The sequence below is a fragment of the Pseudorhizobium marinum genome, from assembly GCF_000705355.1.
Lineage (GTDB): Bacteria > Pseudomonadota > Alphaproteobacteria > Rhizobiales > Rhizobiaceae > Neorhizobium > Neorhizobium pelagicum.
In genome coordinates this window covers 1-13205 of record NZ_JMQK01000023.1, presented here as the reverse complement: position 1 = coordinate 13205, position 13205 = coordinate 1, and the positions used below count along the sequence as shown (strand labels likewise).

14 protein-coding genes and 1 tRNA gene are annotated in these 13205 nt (G+C 63.4%); 8 read left to right on the top strand and 7 right to left on the bottom strand.

Annotated features, from left to right (window positions below; translation table 11 throughout):
• Positions 1 to 8 precede the first annotated feature (8 nt).
• Both EO99_RS0121125 and EO99_RS0121120 read left to right on the top strand, forming a co-directional pair.
• The gene (locus tag EO99_RS0121125; protein ID WP_404820885.1) at positions 9 to 650 is read left to right on the top strand and encodes a protein-L-isoaspartate(D-aspartate) O-methyltransferase; all 642 of its coding nucleotides are present in this window, start codon (positions 9 to 11) and stop codon (positions 648 to 650) included.
• Between the two features lie 159 nt (positions 651 to 809).
• A complete protein-coding gene (locus EO99_RS0121120) occupies positions 810 to 2375 on the top strand; it encodes a LysM peptidoglycan-binding domain-containing M23 family metallopeptidase (RefSeq protein WP_029620566.1) in 1566 nt (521 codons plus the stop codon).
• A gap of 51 nt (positions 2376 to 2426) precedes the next feature.
• Here EO99_RS0121120 and EO99_RS0121115 read toward each other — a convergent pair whose 3' ends face one another.
• Positions 2427 to 3299 carry an ATP-binding protein gene (locus EO99_RS0121115; protein ID WP_029620565.1) on the bottom strand — a complete coding sequence of 291 codons (873 nt, stop codon included), beginning with the start codon at positions 3297 to 3299 and terminating at the stop codon, positions 2427 to 2429.
• Positions 3300 to 3502: 203 nt separating this feature from the next.
• On the opposite strand from EO99_RS0121115, the gene yajC reads away from it, so the two are divergent.
• From yajC to EO99_RS0121095, 4 genes are all read left to right on the top strand, one after another.
• A complete protein-coding gene (gene yajC / locus EO99_RS0121110) occupies positions 3503 to 3853 on the top strand; it encodes a preprotein translocase subunit YajC (RefSeq protein ID WP_029620564.1) in 351 nt (116 codons plus the stop codon).
• 74 nt (positions 3854 to 3927) lie between these two features.
• Positions 3928 to 4314 (top strand): Mth938-like domain-containing protein, encoded by a 387-nt coding sequence (locus EO99_RS0121105; protein ID WP_029620563.1) that lies wholly within the window; start codon positions 3928 to 3930, stop codon positions 4312 to 4314.
• The gene (locus EO99_RS0121100) at positions 4311 to 5165 is read left to right on the top strand and encodes a phytoene/squalene synthase family protein (RefSeq protein ID WP_029620562.1); all 855 of its coding nucleotides are present in this window, start codon (positions 4311 to 4313) and stop codon (positions 5163 to 5165) included. The genes EO99_RS0121105 and EO99_RS0121100 overlap by 4 nt, the downstream gene beginning before the upstream one ends.
• Before the next feature lie 108 nt (positions 5166 to 5273).
• Positions 5274 to 5696: a hypothetical protein gene (locus EO99_RS0121095; RefSeq protein WP_029620561.1), complete on the top strand. Its 423-nt coding sequence runs from the start codon at positions 5274 to 5276 to the stop codon at positions 5694 to 5696.
• On the opposite strand, the gene trmFO is transcribed toward EO99_RS0121095, so the two are convergent.
• The 3 genes from trmFO to EO99_RS26945 all read right to left on the bottom strand — a co-directional run bounded on the left by trmFO (position 5648) and on the right by EO99_RS26945 (position 7768).
• Positions 5648 to 7114, bottom strand: a complete 1467-nt coding sequence (trmFO, locus tag EO99_RS0121090) for a methylenetetrahydrofolate--tRNA-(uracil(54)-C(5))-methyltransferase (FADH(2)-oxidizing) TrmFO (protein WP_029620560.1) — start codon at positions 7112 to 7114, stop codon at positions 5648 to 5650. The genes EO99_RS0121095 and trmFO overlap by 49 nt on opposite strands.
• 138 nt (positions 7115 to 7252) lie before the next feature.
• Entirely contained in the window at positions 7253 to 7396 is a 144-nt protein-coding gene (locus EO99_RS26950; protein ID WP_069733981.1) for a DUF1127 domain-containing protein, read from the bottom strand.
• 225 nt (positions 7397 to 7621) lie between these two features.
• Positions 7622 to 7768 carry a DUF1127 domain-containing protein gene (locus EO99_RS26945; protein WP_069733982.1) on the bottom strand — a complete coding sequence of 49 codons (147 nt, stop codon included), beginning with the start codon at positions 7766 to 7768 and terminating at the stop codon, positions 7622 to 7624.
• A gap of 538 nt (positions 7769 to 8306) precedes the next feature.
• On the opposite strand from EO99_RS26945, the gene EO99_RS0121070 reads away from it, so the two are divergent.
• Positions 8307 to 8391, top strand: a tRNA-Leu gene (locus EO99_RS0121070).
• Positions 8392 to 8534: 143 nt separating this feature from the next.
• Entirely contained in the window at positions 8535 to 10025 is a 1491-nt protein-coding gene (gene tig, locus EO99_RS0121065) for a trigger factor (RefSeq protein ID WP_029620559.1), read from the top strand.
• Between the two features lie 156 nt (positions 10026 to 10181).
• Here tig and EO99_RS26440 read toward each other — a convergent pair whose 3' ends face one another.
• From EO99_RS26440 to EO99_RS0121050, 3 genes are all read right to left on the bottom strand, one after another.
• On the bottom strand, positions 10182 to 11483 hold the full coding sequence (locus EO99_RS26440) for a PRC-barrel domain-containing protein (protein ID WP_029620558.1): 1302 nt from the start codon (positions 11481 to 11483) through the stop codon (positions 10182 to 10184).
• A 241-nt stretch (positions 11484 to 11724) separates the two neighbouring features.
• Positions 11725 to 12354, bottom strand: a complete 630-nt coding sequence (locus EO99_RS0121055; RefSeq protein WP_029620557.1) for a glutathione S-transferase family protein — start codon at positions 12352 to 12354, stop codon at positions 11725 to 11727.
• Between the two features lie 211 nt (positions 12355 to 12565).
• On the bottom strand, positions 12566 to 13205 hold a 640-nt coding region (locus tag EO99_RS0121050; protein WP_029620556.1), incomplete at its 5' end, for an NADP-dependent isocitrate dehydrogenase.

The following is a 13205-nucleotide window of genomic DNA, read 5'->3' as shown; positions in this document are numbered from 1 at the left end:
AGTCGACCATGGTCGAGAAGGAAGGCTTTGCCGCTCTCGTTCTGCGCCTGCGGTCCGAGGGCATCTCCGATCTCGACCTGCTGACGGCGGTGGAGCAGACGCCGCGATCGCTCTTCGTGCCGGCGTCTTCGGCAGAGAATGCCTATTCCAGCCGGACGATCCCGATCGACTGCGGCGCCTTCATGGAAGGCGCCGACATGGCGGTGCGGCTTCTGGCCAGCCTGCAGGTGAAACCGGGCCAGCGTATTCTCGAGATCGGCACCGGAAGCGGCTTCACCGCCGCGGTTCTCGGCAAGCTTGCCGAGCGGGTGCTGACCATCGACCGCTACCGGACGCTGGTCACCGCCGCGCAGGGACGCCTCGAAAAGCTCGGGGTGCGCAACGTCATCGTCCGCCAGGCAGACGGCATCAACGGCATGCCGGGCGAGGGGACCTTCGACCGAATCCTCGTCACGGGTGCCTTTACCACCATGCCGCGCTTCTATGCCGAGCAACTGGTATCCGGCGGCACGATGATCGCGCCGCTGATGGTGGACGAGAACACCTGCATGATGGTGCGCCTCAGCAAGACCGGGAGCCGGTTCGAGCGGGAAGACCTGTTTGCGGCGCCCTACCTGCCGCTCGTTCCCCACATTGCGGCAGCTCTTTGACGCATATGCCTGCGGCCGCGCCGCATGGTTACCAATTTAGCAAAAAAGCAGATGCGAGGGTCGCGCCTTAACCGGCCAGTAAGACTAACGCGCTTTAATCCAGCCCACGATGGTTGCTGCGTCACGTTAGGTTGAGTCATGCGTATCACGAGTTCCTTTATGCCCCGGAAGTCCCTGCTGCGGATCGCAGGTGCAGTCTTGCTGGCCAGTGCCGCCACGGGCTGCAGTTCGGACGCCACCCGCTTCTCCGGTCTGTTTTCCGACACCGATTCGCTGACCACCGCGTCGATCCCGCAGCGGCAAGGCTCCGGCGCCTATGGTCAGGCGCCAGTGCCCCGCGGCGATCTCAACAGCGGCATGGCAGCGGCGCCGGTGGTTGACTACGGCAGCCGCAGTGCGGCAACCAGCCAGCCCTATCCCGGCAACAATGGCAGCGGCTATTCGTCGGTCGCATCCCCGGCGCGGTCTGCTGCAGCACCGGCTGCGGTTCAGCGCGCCGAGCTTGCGCCTCCGGGCGGCTCGGCCTCGTCCCAGGGCGGCGACGATTTCGCCGGCCGCCAGCAGGCCATGGCGCAGCCCTTCCCGTCTGCCCAGCAGTCCGTGGCGACAACCGCTCCGGCTCCCACGACCAATGCGGACAACGTCACAACCGGCACCGTCAGGACGTCCGCCGGCTGGTCGACCGTCAATGCTCCGCGGATGACGCTGAAGCCGGGTGAAACCGCCGCCACGCTCTCCCGGCGCTACGGTGTTCCGGAACGGGAAATTCTCAAGGCCAATGGCGGCAACCTCGTGGCCGGCCAGACCGTCATCATTCCGACCTTCGGCACCGCCAGCAACTCGGCGAAGGTCGCCGCCGGTGACATCGATCTCCAGAACAAGGCCCCTGCACCTGTCCAGCAGCAGGAGCAGAAACTTGCTGTGCTGCCCGGCAATGCCCGCGACAAGGGTCTCGCCGAACCGGCCAAGCTCACGCCGCCGGCCGGCGGTACGCATACGGTCAAGCCGGGCGACACGCTGACGAAGATCGCCCGCGCCAACGGCGTGTCGGTCGATCAGCTGAAGGCGGCAAATGGCCTGACGACGGAAAACATCCGGATCGGCCAGGTCCTTGCTCTCTCGCCGTCCGCCGCTCCGGCAACGCCCGATCCCGTCCAGACGGCCTCGGTGCCGGCAAAGCGCGAGCAGGCTCAGACCCTGGCGCAGACGCCCGCCGCTGCTGCACCGACCCCCCAGGCCGAGGCTAAGGTTGAGGCCAAGACCGCCCCGGCCAAGCCGGTCGAGACGGCATCGGTCTCTGAAGCATCCCTGAAGACAGACGTCGGCGGTGCCGCACCGCAGTCGACGGGCATCGACAAGTACCGCTGGCCGGTGAGTGGCGCCGTGATCGCCGGCTTCGGCCAGAACGTCGACGGCAACCGCAACGACGGCATCAACATCTCGGTTCCGGAAGGAACGCCGATCAAGGCCGCTGAAAACGGCGTTGTCATCTACTCCGGCAATGGCCTGAAGCAGCTCGGCAACACGGTTCTCGTGCGCCATGACGACGGCAAGGTCACCGTCTATGGCCATGCCGGAGAACTCAGCGTGTCCCGCGGCCAGAAGGTCACCCGCGGCCAGACGATCGGCACCTCCGGCATGAGCGGCGATGCCAAGCGTCCGCAGGTTCACTTCGAGGTGCGCAAGGACGCCACCCCGGTCAACCCGATCACTTTCCTGGAATAGAGTATTGCGTATCAGGGAAGTTGGAAAAGCCCGGCTCGTCCGGGCTTTTCCTTATCTGCGTTCCAGCGCAATCCGCAGCCGTCCGGCGAGGTCCTGGATGTACTGCCAGGCGACGCGCCCGGAGCGTCCGCCGCGGGTGGTCGCCCATTCCAGCGCCTCGTGGTGCAGCACATCCTTTTCCAGCGGCAGGCCGAAATAGTCCGCATAGCCGTCGATCATCGTCAGATAGTCGTCCTGGCTGCACTTGTGGAAACCGAGCCAGAGACCGAAGCGGTCCGAAAGCGAAACCTTCTCCTCGACCGCCTCAGACGGATTGATCGCCGTCGACTGCTCGTTCTCCATCATGTGCCGCGGCAAGAGATGCCGGCGGTTCGACGTGGCATAGAAGAGCACATTGTCCGGGCGTCCTTCGATCCCGCCGTCCAGCGCCGCCTTCAGCGACTTGTAGGCGGTATCGTCGTGGTCGAAGGAGAGATCGTCGCAGAACACGATGACCCGCTGTCCGGAGGCCTTCAGGATATCGAGAAGCCCGGGCAGCGAGGCGATGTCCTCGCGATGCACCTCCACGAGCTTCAGCGGAGCACCGGTTTCGGCCCGCACGTCCTCATGCACCGCCTTGACAAGGGATGACTTGCCCATGCCCCGCGCACCCCACAGGAGCACGTTGTTGGCGGCAAATCCTTCCGCGAAACGCTGGGTGTTCTCGTGCAGGATGTCGCGCACGTGATCGACGCCGCGGATCAGCGACAGCGCCACCCGGTTCGGCCGCGGCACCGGCTGCAGGCGCAGGTTCGCCGGCACCCAGACGAAGCAGTCCGCCGCCGACCAGTCGTTCAAGGCAGGTGCAGGTCCGGCAAGCCGCTCCAGCGCATCGGCGATCCGCCGCATCTCGAGCAGCAACCGGTCGTCCGGCTGTTCCGCCATGCTCCACCTCCAGATTCGCAATTTGGATGCCCTTCATCAGGGTCAGAAGCGGTTACCATGCGATATTCCCGTGTAAAAGCCTTGGCCACGCGGATTCGGTACGCGCAGCCCCCCTGTTTCTGTTGCATTCGAGGGGATCGGAATTATATTCCGGCCACTTGCAAATGGGGGCTTGGACGCTCCTGCCAATTGAGGAGTTCCCTATGTTCATCACCGAAGCATTCGCCCAGGCCGAAGGTGCCGCACCGTCCGCATTCGGCTCCGGCCTCGAAATGCTTTTCCTCTTCGCGCCCCTGATGGTCGTCTGGTACTTCTTCCTGATCCGCCCGCAGCGCGCCCAGCTGAAGAAGCGCCAGGAGATGCTGTCGAACATCCGTCGCGGCGATAACGTCGTTCTCGGCGGCGGCATCACCGGCAAGGTGACGAAGGTGGTGGACGACAACGAAGTGGAAGTCGAGATCGCTGACGGCGTGAAGGTTCGCGTGCTACGCACCTACGTGGCCGAAGTCCGCGTCAAGGGCGAGCCTGTCAAGGCGGAAGCCGCAGCCTCCTGATCCTGCGCGGCGGATCTTCGGGTCCGCCGCACCGCGCCTCCGGTCTGCATTCGATACGAGGAGGCACCGATACGATGCCAAAGGGAATTGAAATCCGCGACGCCCATTTTCCGGGCCGCGCCCCCATTGACGCCTACGGCAACGGTGGGTTTCGCTTTGCCGACATGTCGCACCGCGGTTCGCTGTTGTGCCTGCCGTCGGGTGTCCACGGCTGGGATTTGACCGAAGGCGAAGCGCTGACGGCCGAATCCCTCGCGCGGGTGCTGGATGAGGCAGGCGATATCGAGGTGCTGCTGGTCGGAACCGGCAAGGAGATCCGTCCGCTGCCGCAGGCGGTGAAGGCGGTCCTCAAGGCCCGCGGCATCGCTTCCGACCCGATGAGCACCGGCGCGGCCGTGCGCACCTACAATGTCATGCTGGCCGAATCCCGCGCGGTGGCTGCCGCTCTGATCGCGGTATGACGCCGCCGGTGGTCGACGTCGGCGACACCGTTCTCGCGACGCTGCGGGACACCGATCGGGATCGCTACCTGGCGTGCCTCCTGTCGCCGGTGGAAAAGCGCCCGGCACTGGCGGCGCTCTACGCCTTCAATGCCGAGATCGCGCGGGTCCGCGACGTGGTGCGCGAGCCGCTCCCGGGCGAGATCCGACTGCAGTGGTGGCGTGATCTCCTGGAAGGAGGCGCTCGGGGTGATGCCGGCGGCAATCCGGTGGCCGTCGCACTCCTGTCGGCAGTCGAAACCTACCGCCTGCCGCGCGAGACGCTGACGGCAATGATCGACGCCCGGATCGGCGACCTCTACGACGATCCCCTGGCCGACCGCAACGATCTGGAGGGTTATGCCGGGGAAACCGCATCGGCGCTGATCCAGCTCGCAAGCCTTGTCCTGTCCCCGGAAGACGCGGCCCGTTCGGCTGAAGCCGCGGGACATGCCGGTGTCGCACAGGCGGTGGCCGGTCTGCTGCTGCTGATGCCGCTGCACCGTCGGCGCGGCCAGCTCTACCTGCCGCTCGACATTCTGACCGCCACCGGCCTCGATCGCGAGGGTTTCCTCGCCGGAGACGATACCGCCCGGGTGTCTGCCGCCGTTGAAGCCTTCGCCGGTCTCGGTTTGGAGCATCTTGCAAAGGCGAGACGCGCGGGGCCCGTGCCCCGGGCGGTGTTTCCGGCGTTCCTGCCGGTCTCGCTGGCCGAGGCGGTGCTCCGGCGTGCGCTGCGGGAAAAGGCTGCTATGCTGGAAGGCCAGCTCCAGCCACCGCAATGGCGACGCCAGATCCGCTTGATGAGGGCGCAACTGTTGCAGCGCTTCTGACATCGCGCCCCAAGTTCGCGCAAGGCTGCGGGCTTAGTCTGGATAAGCTTACAACCCGCCAAGGAGAACGGCGTGCAGCCTATCATCGTCTGGTCCATCATCCTCGTGATGCTCGTCCTCCTCGCTTATTACGTGACCCGGATGGCGAAGCGAAATTCCGATGGCGACGGGGAAATGGACCTTGGCTTTGCCATCATGCATTTCGGCAGGGCCTTTCCCAATGAGGCGATCCGCGAGCTGCATTCGACAGTCGACGGCGGAGCGGTCTTCCTGCGCCTGCACGACGACAAGACCGGAATCATGCGCAGCCACAGCCGGCATTACACCTGCCACCTGATCAAGCCGGGACGGGTCCGGGTGGCACCCCTCGACAATCCGAAGGGGTTTTCCGCGGAATTCATGGACGCGCCGAGCAACAACGGCGACTTCGTCTTCAGGACGGAAGCGGATGCCGCCGAAGTCTCGCTCTGGCTGCTGGGAAACTACCTGGCGACCGCCGACAAGGAAGAGGCGGCCGAACCGCTCGCCTGAGCCGAGCTTTCATCCAGGCCGAGCCATGAGGCGCAGTCTGAAAGGGCGCGGGCGGCCATCAACTGCTTCTTCATGATCGTCTTGTCCTTGCCGCGAAAACGGTGGACTCCTTCCGGCTTGACGATCGAGCCCGGTTCGAGGTCCGGAAACAGCCCGAAGTTGATGTTCATCGGCTGGAACGAACGCTTGCCCGGCTCGTCGTTCGAGACCAGATGCCCGCCGGTGATGTGGCCGAGCAGCGACCCGAAGGCCGTGGTCACGGGCGGCGGCACGATGGCCTCGCCCTTCCGCTCCGCCGCGGCGAAGCGCCCGGCCATCAGGCCGATGGCCGCACTTTCCACATAGCCTTCGCAGCCGGTCACCTGACCCGCAAAGCGCAGTCCGGGCCGGCTCTTCAGCGTCAGTGTCTTGTCGAGCACGAGCGGCGAGTTGATGTAGGTATTGCGGTGCAGGCCGCCGAGCCGGGCGAATTCGGCATTTTCGAGCCCCGGGATCATCCGGAAGATCTCCGCCTGAGACCCGTACTTCAGCTTCGTCTGAAACCCGACCATGTTGTAGAGCGTGCCGAGCGCATTGTCCTGGCGCAGCTGCACGACCGCATAGGCCTTGACGGTGGGATTATGCGCATTGGTGAGGCCCATCGGCTTCATCGGGCCGTGGCGCAGGGTTTCGCGACCACGTTCCGCCATTACCTCGATCGGCAGGCACCCGTCGAAATAGGGGGTGCCCTCCCACTCCTTGAAGCCGACGGTGTCACCGGCGACGAGCGCGTCGACGAAGGCATTGTACTGCGCCTCGTCCATCGGGCAGTTGATATAGTCTTTGCCGGTGCCACCCGGTCCGACCTTGTCGTAGCGCGACTGGTACCAGCAGATGTCCATGTTGACGGTTTCGCGATAGACGATCGGCGCGATGGCGTCGAAGAAGGCCAGCGAATCCTCGCCGGTTTCCGCCTGGATGGCAGCGGCCAGCGACGGCGAGGTGAGGGGCCCCGTGGCGATCACCGCCAGGTCCCATTCCTTGGGCGGCAGCCCGGTGATCTCTTCCCGGACGACCGTGATCAGCGGGTGGGCTGCAATTTCGGCCGTCACCGCATCGGAAAATCCGTCGCGGTCGACGGCAAGCGCGCCACCGGCAGGCACCTGGCAGCGATCGGCGCAGGCCATGATCAGCGAGCCGGCAAGGCGCAACTCCGCATGGATCACGCCGACGGCGTTCGACGTCGCATCGTCGGAGCGGAAGGAATTGGAGCAGACGAGCTCGGCCAGGCCGTCGGTCTTGTGGGCATCGGTACCGCGCACGCCGCGCATCTCGTGCAGGATCACCGGGACGCCGGCCTGCGCGACCTGCCAGGCAGCCTCGGAACCGGCGAGCCCGCCGCCGATGATGTGGATGGGGGAAAATTGTCTTTCGGTCATGGGGCGCTCTTAACATGCCTTCCCGTGGACCGGAATCAAAAAGGCGTTTTCCGCCAGGCCGCAGAATCAAAAAGGCACCCTAGCGGGTGCCCATGAGCGGCGTCGCGCATCAATCGTTGTCGGGCCCGGAGGGACCGATTAACGGAAGGAGCGCGAAGCGACGTTGCGGATGTCGTAGCGTGTCAGGCCGATGTCGTTGAGAGCCTGGGTGGAAAGACCACCGAGCTCGTTGACCGTGCGGCGATAGCTGAGCCAGTTCTTGGCAAGGCGAAGCGGGTTCATCGTGTTGTCCTCAGGGTTTCAACCAGGCTGCGGCCCGGCGATGAGGAACTTATACGCGTGAATAATAACAATGTGCAGTGCAAAAAACATGCGACTGCCATGCAAATGTGCAGTGAGTTGATGAAGAAGCAGGCGATGCCGTAAAAACCGCCAGTCTGCGGGCCTGCAGTAGGCAATAAAAAAAGCGCCCCGAAGGAGCGCTTTTTTGAATTCGATCACTGGCGATCAGAAGCCGACAGCGGTCCGGGCGACGCGACGGATGTCGCTGCGGCCGATGCCGAGGTCGTGGAGTTCGCGATCGCTCATGCGATGCAGTTCGGTGATGGTTTCGCGGTACTTGCGCCAGTTGTTGAACTTGTGTGCGATGTTCATGGTCATGCCCCTTTGGTTTGCGGCTACCGGACCCTTGGGACCGGCTCAAATCTGATGACCTGAATATATGCTGCGCTGCAAAAAGATAACAGCGCCAAACCAGTATGCCACCTATGCAGCCAGTGCATCGCGCCAGGGGCAGATCTAAAGGATTGCTTAATCTTTGCGCCTTTGGCCCGACGTCGGACAAAAAGACAGCGCCTGCCGGGAGGGGATCGGCAGGCGCTGTTATGCTCACCGGCGCAAGAAGGAGGAGGACGCCGGCTCATGCCGGTCCTGATGCGGGAGGAGCAGAGGACCGATCTCGGATTTTCCTTCGAACCGCAGACGGATGACGAAGTTCCAGTGCAGCTGAATTAGATATACCTTATTGAAGGATGGTTAATGGAGGCTTAAGGTCGGCGTGGCGGTCGAGTTGGGGCAGGCGCCCGGCCGCACGTCGCAAACCCGTCATTTTCCCTTTGCGCTGGAAAAAACGGGTGATATAGAGACGCGCGCTCCGAAAGCCCCTTTGCGGGGATTTTTGCGCGGCTGGAGCGCGGGTATGGTGAAATTGGTAGACACGCCAGATTTAGGTTCTGGTGCCGCAAGGCGTGGGAGTTCAAGTCTCTCTACCCGCACCAGAGCCGCCGGGGCAGGATCGGGAGCCATCTACGGCTAGAGATCAGCGTTCCAGAAGTCGCGGCCGGTCACTCAGGTTCCGGCGTCGTGCTCATTGAAACCAACGGCTGTCTGAGCACCGCCGCCACGATATGAAGGTTTGAAAATGCAGGTTACCGAAACGCTCGCTGAAGGGCTGAAGCGCGAAATCAAGGTCGTCATCCCGGCCAAGGACATGGAAGCTCAGATGAATGAGCGTCTGGCCGATGCCAAGGACAAGGTCCGCATCAACGGCTTCCGTCCGGGCAAGGTGCCGGTCTCGCATCTGAAGAAGATGTACGGCAAGTCGATCATGGCCGAACTCGTCAACGAGATCGTCCGCGACCGTCCGTCCAAGATCCTCTCCGAGCGCGGAGAGAAGTCGGCGACCCAGCCGGCGATCACCATGACCGAGGACGAAGCCGAAGCCGAGAAGATCCTCGCTGCCCAGGCCGACTTCGAATTCACGCTCGCCTACGAGATCATTCCCGCCATCGAGCTGAAGTCCACCGACGGCATCAAGGTCGTTCGTGAGGTTGTCGAGGTCTCCGATGACGAGGTCAACGAGCAGATCCTCAAGATCGCTGAAAGCGCCCGTACCTACGAGACCAAGAAGGGCAAGGCCGCCGATGGCGACCGCGTCACCATGAACTACCTCGGCAAGGTCGATGGCGAAGCCTTCGACGGCGGCACGGCTGAAGATGCAGAGCTGGTTCTCGGCTCCGGCCGCTTCATCCCCGGCTTCGAAGACCAGCTGGTCGGCGTCAAGGCCGGCGACGAGAAGACCATCACCGTCAACTTCCCGGCCGACTATCCGGCTGCGAACCTGGCAGGCAAGGAAGCCACCTTCGACGTCACCGTCAAGGACGTGGCTGCTGCGGCCGAACTCGAGCTGAACGACGAGCTCGCCTCCAAGCTCGGCATCGAGTCGCTCGACAAGCTGAAGGAAATCGTTCGCGGCCAGATCGAAGGCCAGTACGGCAACGTCACCCGCCAGAAGGTCAAGCGTCAGATCCTCGACCAGCTCGACGAGATGTACCAGTTCGACGCGCCGCAGGGCCTCGTCGACGCCGAGTTCGAAAACATCTGGCGCCAGATCAACACGGATCTCGCCCAGTCGGGCAAGACCTTCGAAGACGAAGACACGACCGAGGAAGAAGCGCGCGTCGAGTACCGCAAGCTTGCCGAGCGTCGCGTCCGTCTCGGCCTCGTTCTCTCCGAGATCGGCGAGAAGGCGGGCGTTGAAGTCACCGAAGACGAGATGCAGCGTGCACTCTTTGCCCAGCTGCAGCAGTTCCCGGGCCAGCAGAAGGAAATCCTCGATTACTTCCGCAACACCCCCGGCGCATCCGCGTCGCTGCGCGCGCCGATCTTCGAAGAGAAGGTCGTCGACAAGCTGCTCGCAGACGTCGACGTGACCGACAAGACGGTCACGAAGGAAGAACTGCTGGCGGAAGACGAAGACGACACGGCTGAAAAGCCTGCCAAGAAGAAGGCTGCGCCGAAGAAGAAGGCTGCTGCCAAGGACGAGGCTGCAGACGAAGGTGCCGAGGAAGCTGCGGCTCCGAAGAAGAAGGCGGCTTCGAAGAAGAAGGCTGCGGACGACAGCGCCGAATAAGATCTATCGGATCTCATGCGAAAGGCCGGGCTGTTTCAGCCCGGCCTTTTTTCGTGCTTGTCCGACTTGAGCGGATATCAGGAGCCCCCGACGGGTGCAGCTCAGAAAAAAAGGCGGCTGGCAATGCCAGCCGCCTTGCGGAACCGATAAGCGCTTTTAGCGTGCGCCGAGCGTCACGGGATGCTCGTCGGGAAGGTTCGGGTAACGGGTCGAGTCGAAGTTGGCGAGCCCGTCGATCTGCTGTTCGGTCACATTGGGACCGAGCAGTGTTTCCTCTTCGGTCACATAGAGGGCCGACAGCGGTACCGCCGCCCGTTCCTCGCCGAGGCCGAGGAAGCCACCGGAGGTGACGACCGCATAGAGCCGGTTGTCGACGCTCACGACGTCCTCGATATCACCGAGGTCGTTGCCGTTGGCTCCGACGATGTCGTAGTCCTTGATGTCTGCCACGGTCAGCGGCACATCGCGCGTGGCGTCGACGCCGACGGCCATATTGGCGCCTTCGCGGGGACCCTGCGGATCGACAGCCGCAGTGTTTTCCGGATCAACCTCCTCGTTGGCAGCCTCTGCAGTGCGCGTTTCAGCGGTTTCTTCCGCCTGGCGCTGCTGATTGGCAGCCTGCTCGCTCTCTTCAAAACGAACCTCCGGTTCGCCTTCGGCGCGGTTCACGCGGACCTGGGCTTCTTCGGCCTCGTACTGAACGTTCGCCTGCTGCTCGGACTCCTGGATGCGCACGACCGGCTGACCGGAACGCTGGACCTGAACATTGGCCTGTGCTTCGTCATCCTGAACGCGGACCTGCGGCTCGCTCTCGCTGACGCGAACCTCTGGCTGGCCCTGCTCGACCTGAACCTGCGGCTGCGACTGGCTGACGTTGACGTCAGGCTCCGGCATCCGAATGGTAATGCGCGGCTGCGGAATGTCCACGGTCACGATCGGCGCAGGCTGGTGCACGGTGATTTCGGGCTGGTTCTGCTGCACGGCGACCCGCGGATTGGCCTGCTGCACCGTCACATCGGGTTCCGGCACGTCGACGCGAATTGCGGCTTCGCTTTCCTCGACAACGACATCTGCGCTGGCTGCCTCACGCTCGAGGATCACGAACTGTTCTTCAACGAGAACCAGAGCCCGCTCTGCGCCCGCCTCATCCTGCTGCGCCAGCGCCTGGTCGGCCTGCTGCAGCGGCTGGCGGAGCTGGGTCATTGCCTCGCCCTGTCGGTTCTGGTTCAAGCTGCGGCGAGCTTCCTGCACGGCCTGACGCGCAGCCTGCATGTCGTTGTTTTCAAGTGCCTGCAGAGCCTGCTGGATCTGCATCTGCACACGGCTCATGCCGGGCGCCGTCTGTCCGGACTGGGCAGCGTTGTTCTGGGCATTGGTGCCTGCCGACTGCTGTGCCAGAGCGCTTGCAGGCATCAGTGCGGTACCCGCCATCAAGGCGGTGACGTAAATCATCTTCATGGACGTTACCTCTCTCATTTGGTTGTTTTGAGGCGTGCCGGCTCGTCGCTGACCGGAGGCCACCGTGCCAGACGCACACTGATCAAAGTCCGTGAGATCAGGTAAGTTCCAAAAAAAACCGTATTTCTGCCCGCTTCTTCAGCTTCTTCTTCTTCAGCAGCATCAATGACTTAGCCAAACGAGGCTAGTCTGCCCGGATCTCGGCAGCAGGTTTGCCCATGCGCAGCAATGCAGAAGACCGTCAGCCGGTCGCCTGCAGCGCCTTCATCTCCGCGTCATTCAGATCACGTGCACGCCGATAGGCGGGGCGTTCGGTGACGCGGGCCAGATAGTCTGTGAAGGCGGGCCGCGTTTCAAGCGAACCGATCTGCAGCCCCCAGCCGATATGGGAGCCGACATAGACATCCGCTGCGCTGAAGTGTTCGCCTGCGACGAAAGCTTTGGCGGTTACCGCCTTCTCCAGCATCTCCAACATTGTCGAATGGCTGCCATAACCGATCATGCCCCGCTTATCCGGCGGCACCTCGACGCCCAGGCTGCGATTGGTGACGGAAGCCTCGAGCGGGCCGGCTGCAAAGAACATCCAGCGATAATAATCGGCCCGCTCCATCGTCGGAGGCGCCAGCCCGGCCTGAGGAAACGTATCGGCCAGATAGGCGCAGATCGCAGCGCATTCGGTGATCACATGCTGTCCGTGGCGCAAGGCCGGCACCTTGCCCATGGGATTGATGACCCGGTAGTCCGGTGCCTTCATGACGGGCCCAAAGGGAATGATCTCGGCGGTATAGGGCACGCCCACCTCTTCCAGCATCCACCGGGCAATGCGCCCGCGCGACATCGGGTTTGTATAAAGAACCAGGTCATCGGTCATGGCGAACTCCTCCGTTGGAGGTCGAAGTGTGATCGGGATGCCGCAGCTTGGCAAGCCGCGCACCCCGTGCCGGAACACGGGTTTTGCGCCGTGTCGCCACCCGGAGACATGGCCCAAGTGGTCGCCTGCCGGTCGCAGGCACAAAAGCCGCAGGCACAAAAAAAGCGGCGGGATTTGCATCCCGCCGCTCGGATCAGAAAGAAGCGTCGCCTCAGGCAGCCATCGCCGCCTTGAGGTTTTCGTCCACCTTGTCGAGGAAGGCCGTGGTCGACAGCCATGGCTGGTCGGGGCCGATCAGGAGCGCCAGGTCCTTGGTCATGAAGCCGGCTTCGACCGTCGCGACGCAGACCTCTTCGAGGGTTGCGGCAAAGCGGGCAAGCTCGGCATTGTCGTCGAGCTTGGCGCGGTGCGCGAGGCCGCGCGTCCAGGCGAAGATCGAGGCGATCGAGTTCGTCGATGTCTCGAGGCCCTTCTGGTGCTGGCGGTAATGACGCGTCACCGTGCCATGCGCGGCTTCCGCTTCGACCGTGCGGCCATCGGGCGAAAGCAGGACAGACGTCATCAGGCCGAGCGAGCCGAAGCCCTGCGCCACGATGTCGGACTGGACGTCGCCGTCGTAGTTCTTGCAGGCCCAGACGTAGCCGCCGGACCACTTCAGCGCCGAAGCGACCATGTCGTCGATCAGGCGGTGCTCGTAAGTGATCTTCAGTTCGTCGAACTGCGCCTTGAACTCGGCCTGGTAGACCTCCTCGAAGATGTCCTTGAAGCGGCCGTCATAGGCCTTCAGGATGGTATTCTTGGTCGACAGGTAGACCGGCCACTTGCGCATCAGGCCGTAGTTCAGCGAAGCG

Bases quoted from the DNA above. Each gene is read 5' to 3' on its own strand.
- EO99_RS0121125 (WP_404820885.1), top strand. From the start codon at position 9: ATGGTCGAGAAGGAAGGCTTTGCCGCTCTCGTTCTGCGCCTGCGGTCC.
- EO99_RS0121120 (WP_029620566.1), top strand. From the start codon at position 810: ATGCCCCGGAAGTCCCTGCTGCGGATCGCAGGTGCAGTCTTGCTGGCC.
- EO99_RS0121115 (WP_029620565.1), bottom strand. From the start codon at position 3,299: ATGGCGGAACAGCCGGACGACCGGTTGCTGCTCGAGATGCGGCGGATC.
- yajC (WP_029620564.1), top strand. From the start codon at position 3,503: ATGTTCATCACCGAAGCATTCGCCCAGGCCGAAGGTGCCGCACCGTCC.
- EO99_RS0121105 (WP_029620563.1), top strand. From the start codon at position 3,928: ATGCCAAAGGGAATTGAAATCCGCGACGCCCATTTTCCGGGCCGCGCC.
- EO99_RS0121100 (WP_029620562.1), top strand. From the start codon at position 4,311: ATGACGCCGCCGGTGGTCGACGTCGGCGACACCGTTCTCGCGACGCTG.
- EO99_RS0121095 (WP_029620561.1), top strand. From the start codon at position 5,274: ATGCTCGTCCTCCTCGCTTATTACGTGACCCGGATGGCGAAGCGAAAT.
- trmFO (WP_029620560.1), bottom strand. From the start codon at position 7,114: ATGACCGAAAGACAATTTTCCCCCATCCACATCATCGGCGGCGGGCTC.
- EO99_RS26950 (WP_069733981.1), bottom strand. From the start codon at position 7,396: ATGAACCCGCTTCGCCTTGCCAAGAACTGGCTCAGCTATCGCCGCACG.
- EO99_RS26945 (WP_069733982.1), bottom strand. From the start codon at position 7,768: ATGAACATCGCACACAAGTTCAACAACTGGCGCAAGTACCGCGAAACC.
- tig (WP_029620559.1), top strand. From the start codon at position 8,535: ATGCAGGTTACCGAAACGCTCGCTGAAGGGCTGAAGCGCGAAATCAAG.
- EO99_RS26440 (WP_029620558.1), bottom strand. From the start codon at position 11,483: ATGAAGATGATTTACGTCACCGCCTTGATGGCGGGTACCGCACTGATG.
- EO99_RS0121055 (WP_029620557.1), bottom strand. From the start codon at position 12,354: ATGACCGATGACCTGGTTCTTTATACAAACCCGATGTCGCGCGGGCGC.